Raw genomic sequence first — 3,957 nt, 5'->3', positions numbered from 1 at the left:
TAAGGTTGTTTATGGGAGGGCAAGCGGCCACTTATGTGGGAATCTCTTTATTAAAAGTTGTAGGTCCTGCTTTAATGGTGGGCTCTTTAATTGGAGGAATCGGTTCTGCTTTCACTGGAGCAGGAATTAACCGTCCACTGCTTGTAGCCTCATTTATTGGACAGTGGGTAATTTTAGTTCCCTTTGCCTTAGCAGTTAGCTTCATCTTCAAAGCTTCTATAGGGTGGTTGTGGAGTGCCCTACTTATTGGAGATGTTGTTGAGTTGGCAGTTTTAGCTCTAATATTTAAAAAATCAAAGTGGTATGAGAATCGTCTTTGAGTTGACTTGATTGAGTTAAAATGGGAAATTATTGGAAGAAGTTTTGGAGGAATCAAATGGCTCAAAACCAAACAAACACTTTAAGTAACGTTAAACAAAGAGAAAATTCAATATTGAAAAATGTTTATCTATGGATGACAGTGGGCTTAGCTTTAACAGCAGTAGTTGCCTACGGTGTTGCCTCTTCTCAAATGTTACTAAGTTTCTTCTTACGAAATGGAGTAACGTTCCTTTTTGTTGTATTAGCCCAATTTGTTGTAGTTTTTTATCTCTCATCAAGGTTAAACACAATGAGTGCCAACAAAGCAATCGTTTCGTTTGGAATATACTCTGTATTAACAGGAATAACCTTATCGGTAATATTTTTTGCCTACAGTGGTGTAGTTATCTCTCGTGCTTTTTTCACAACAGCTGCGTTGTTTGGTGGAATGAGCTTTTATGGGATGACAACTAAAAGAGATCTTGATGGCATAGGCCATTATTTAATTATGGCTTTGTGGGGAATCATTGCAGCTTCAGTTATCAACATCTTTTTAAAAAGTGAAGGATTTTACTTTCTAATTTCAATAATTGGGGTAATTTTATTCACCCTTTTAACAGCTTGGGATACCCAAAAAATTAAAAACCTAAATGCCTCTTATGGGCAGAGCATTGATGAAGAGACATATATAAAATTGTCAATTATTGGAGCTTTGATGCTCTATTTAGATTTTATCAATATCTTTTTATATCTTTTAAGAATATTTGGAAAAAACAGGGAGTAGGTAAATGGTTGATGCACGCACGATATTTAAAAAAAGAGAATCGACTCGCGATTATTTAAAAGATCAAATAAGTAAAGAGGAGTTGGATTTTTTAATTGAAAGTGGTCTTAGTGCATCGACAGCCATGGATCGTCAAAGTTGGCACTTCACAGTAGTTCAAGATAAAGAATTCTTGAAAGAGATTAGCAACTCTGTTGCTCAAGTATTAATTGACTCTGAGGTGCCCTCTTTAATAGAGCGGGCAACAGATGAGAACTTTCACTCTTTTTACCATGCACCAACTGTTATCTTCATCTCCCGTGAGGCCAATCGCTACTCGTTTGCCGATTGTGCCAATGCAGCTCAAACAATTTGTTTAGCAGCAACTGCAATAGAGCTAGGCTCTTGTTATATTGGCTCTTTTGTACAAGCATTTAACAGTGAAAAAGGAAAGCACCTTCTTAAAAGATTTAACCTTCCAAATGGTTATAAACCAACATTCGCCGTCTCAATTGGATATCCTAAAAACAAATTAAGTGAGAGTAATAAAGAGCGCGATTATAAAGTAGATTTTATTAGATAGGTTATTTAGCTACAACCGATAAGTAAGTTGCATCAAAGCTTTGATCAATACCAAGATCAACATTTGGATTGTTAGAAGTGAACAATAAATTACCAAACTCATCGTAATCAACTGTAGTGTGTTGGGGGATGTATGCGTGAATGGTTAAGGTTGAAGAGGCAACAACTCTGGATGCACTAAGTGCGCTGGTTGCTAAGATAAGCATTGTTAAGAGAATTATAACTTTGACCATTAAATTCGTTTTTCTCAAAACTTCCTCCATCTCCTTCTCACACTTAAATGATAACTCCCACTTTCCGATAAGTCAAACACTTAATTGCTTATAAAGTAACGAATTATCAATATGACAGATGTGAAATGTTTTCACTAAAATAGACAAAAGTTTTACCAAAAACATTTGTTCAAAGGGCTTTTTTCTTTAACATATGACAATAGATGTTAGAAGTATTTGTAAAAAAAGAGTCAAAAATGGCTCTTTTTAACGGTCGAAGTTGAAAATCTAACTTTTAAAAAGGATGATGATGACATTAGTCAATCACCTTACTAATTAGATAAACGTTTAACTTTTTACCCCTATTTTTACAGAACATCTACCAAACTTTGACCAAATAGATGTTAGAAGTTAAAAATAATTATTTTAAATATTCAATAGATTTTGTTGAAAAGGCATCAACTAAGGCAGCAAAGCCCTCTTTATCAGATTCGATAAAACATTTTCTTCTTCCAATGTGTTCAATGTAGTGGGCATCAGAGCCTTGAATAGTTGCCCATTGATCTGTGTTAACTATAGGGGGGATGGCAATTGATTCAACAGCACTGTAATTAAGTGGGGGAATAAAGCCCAAGTTTCCAATAACGGAGTTACTTGGGCGATCTATGTGAGCTGGAATTGCTAAAGCACCTAGAGCTAGAATTTCTTCAACCAAAGTATCAAATGAGATATCACACGCATTTGATAACATAACAGTAAGCTCTTCACTATTTTCACCAGTTAAATCACTTATTATTTGATTACCAAAGAGTTTAGGGGTATTGGGTATTTTAGGTAAAAGATCTTCAATGTACAAAGAGAACTTTTGAGCCTCATCTAGATTTTCAAAAAGGGCTAAAAGGTGAATCTCTTCGTTAGTGGTAATCTCAATACCAAAGATAGGGGTAATTTCGACTATTTCACACGCTTCTTTAAAAGAGCCTAAATTGCGACCTGTGTTGTGATCAGTTAAAGCTAAGATGTCGATTCCTTGATCAGCTGCCTCCATAGCTAAGACAGCAGGCAACAAATCGTCGCTTGCACACGATGAGAGGCAAGAGTGGTTGTGTAAGTCGATGCAATAGCGCATTGTCTATTTTAATCCCAATAAAGTGGCAATCTTCCAACTTGAGGTGAACTGATCTTCATCAGTTCCTAAAATAGCAATGTTCTCTTTTTTAGCTGCCTCAATCATATCATTATCAGCTTCTCTTCCATTGCAAAGTAAAATAGCTTTAATGCCCAACAGTGAGGCGACAGCTACACTGTTTTTGTGAGCTTGGATGGTGATAAACACTGTATCTTCTTCCCCATTGCCCATAACATCACTTAACAAATCTCCTGTGTAGCCACCTTTAAAAGTTGCATTTTCATCTTCTAAGGTAAAAACTTTGTAGTTGTATGTATCAACTAAACTTTTCAACGTAACCATATTCACCTGCCACAATTAAAATTTAATAGTAGAAGAGACTATTGTCCCTTTTGGACTACTATGGATTGTAAAATCATCACTAACAGCTTTAACGTTGGGTAATCCCATCCCAGCTCCAAAACCCAAAGAGCGAATCCACTCAATAGCTGTGCTGTATCCTTGCGTTAAAGCTTTATCAACATCTTCAATACCAGGGCCTCCATCGGTTCCTGTAATGATTACCTCATTAGGGCCATACTCAGCTACAATTTTGCCCCCATTGGAGTGAACCACTATGTTCATCTCCAACTCATAAGAGGCAATAGCAGCACGCCTGATAATCCTAGGGGGGACATTGTTCTTTTTTAGCCTCTTTTTAATTTCTGTAGAGGCAAATCCTGCATTTTCAAAATCTAACTTTAAAATGGAGAAAGATTGAACTTCCCGCTCTAGGCCATCTTTTTTAGTTACAGATTGGTTCATCCTCTCTAGTGCTTCAACTTCTCTATTTATCTCCCAAAGGAGGTGACTTGAGATATCACGGGTAGTTACCATCCCAACTAGCTCCTTATTCTTATTTAAAACAGGGAAGCGGTGGTAGCGATAACGATCAAAGTAACTTATTGCAAACGATACTGGCATATCCTCTT

The 3,957-nt window shown here is 36.5% G+C and carries 7 protein-coding genes; 3 read left to right on the top strand and 4 right to left on the bottom strand.

The features are described 5' to 3' along the window. From M0R38_13105 to M0R38_13095, 3 genes are all read left to right on the top strand, one after another. Positions 1-320, top strand: a 320-nt coding sequence (locus M0R38_13105; protein MCK9482673.1) for an MATE family efflux transporter, incomplete at its 5' end; no start/stop codon positions are given. A 56-nt stretch (positions 321-376) separates the two neighbouring features. Then, complete coding sequence (locus tag M0R38_13100) at positions 377-1,084, top strand: Bax inhibitor-1/YccA family protein (protein ID MCK9482672.1); 708 nt, start codon at positions 377-379, stop codon at positions 1,082-1,084. A gap of 4 nt (positions 1,085-1,088) precedes the next feature. After that, a complete protein-coding gene (locus tag M0R38_13095) occupies positions 1,089-1,646 on the top strand; it encodes a nitroreductase family protein (protein MCK9482671.1) in 558 nt (185 codons plus the stop codon). A gap of 1 nt (position 1,647) precedes the next feature. Here the strand turns inward: M0R38_13095 and M0R38_13090 are convergent, their stop codons facing one another. The 4 genes from M0R38_13090 to M0R38_13075 form a co-directional block, all read right to left on the bottom strand. Further along, the gene (locus M0R38_13090) at positions 1,648-1,908 is read right to left on the bottom strand and encodes a hypothetical protein (GenBank protein ID MCK9482670.1); all 261 of its coding nucleotides are present in this window, start codon (positions 1,906-1,908) and stop codon (positions 1,648-1,650) included. 370 nt (positions 1,909-2,278) lie between these two features. Then, complete coding sequence (locus M0R38_13085) at positions 2,279-2,986, bottom strand: PHP domain-containing protein (protein MCK9482669.1); 708 nt, start codon at positions 2,984-2,986, stop codon at positions 2,279-2,281. Positions 2,987-2,989: 3 nt separating this feature from the next. Further along, on the bottom strand, positions 2,990-3,328 hold the full coding sequence (locus M0R38_13080) for an iron-sulfur binding hydrogenase (protein ID MCK9482668.1): 339 nt from the start codon (positions 3,326-3,328) through the stop codon (positions 2,990-2,992). A 15-nt stretch (positions 3,329-3,343) separates the two neighbouring features. Continuing rightward, positions 3,344-3,957, bottom strand: a 614-nt coding sequence (locus tag M0R38_13075; protein ID MCK9482667.1) for a CBS domain-containing protein, incomplete at its 5' end; no start/stop codon positions are given.

It is taken from the genome of Bacteroidia bacterium (genome assembly GCA_023228875.1).
GTDB lineage: Bacteria > Bacteroidota > Bacteroidia > NS11-12g > UBA955 > JALOAG01.
The sequence above is the reverse complement of the archived record's forward strand: the minus strand, read 5'-3'. Positions and strand labels throughout refer to the sequence as shown.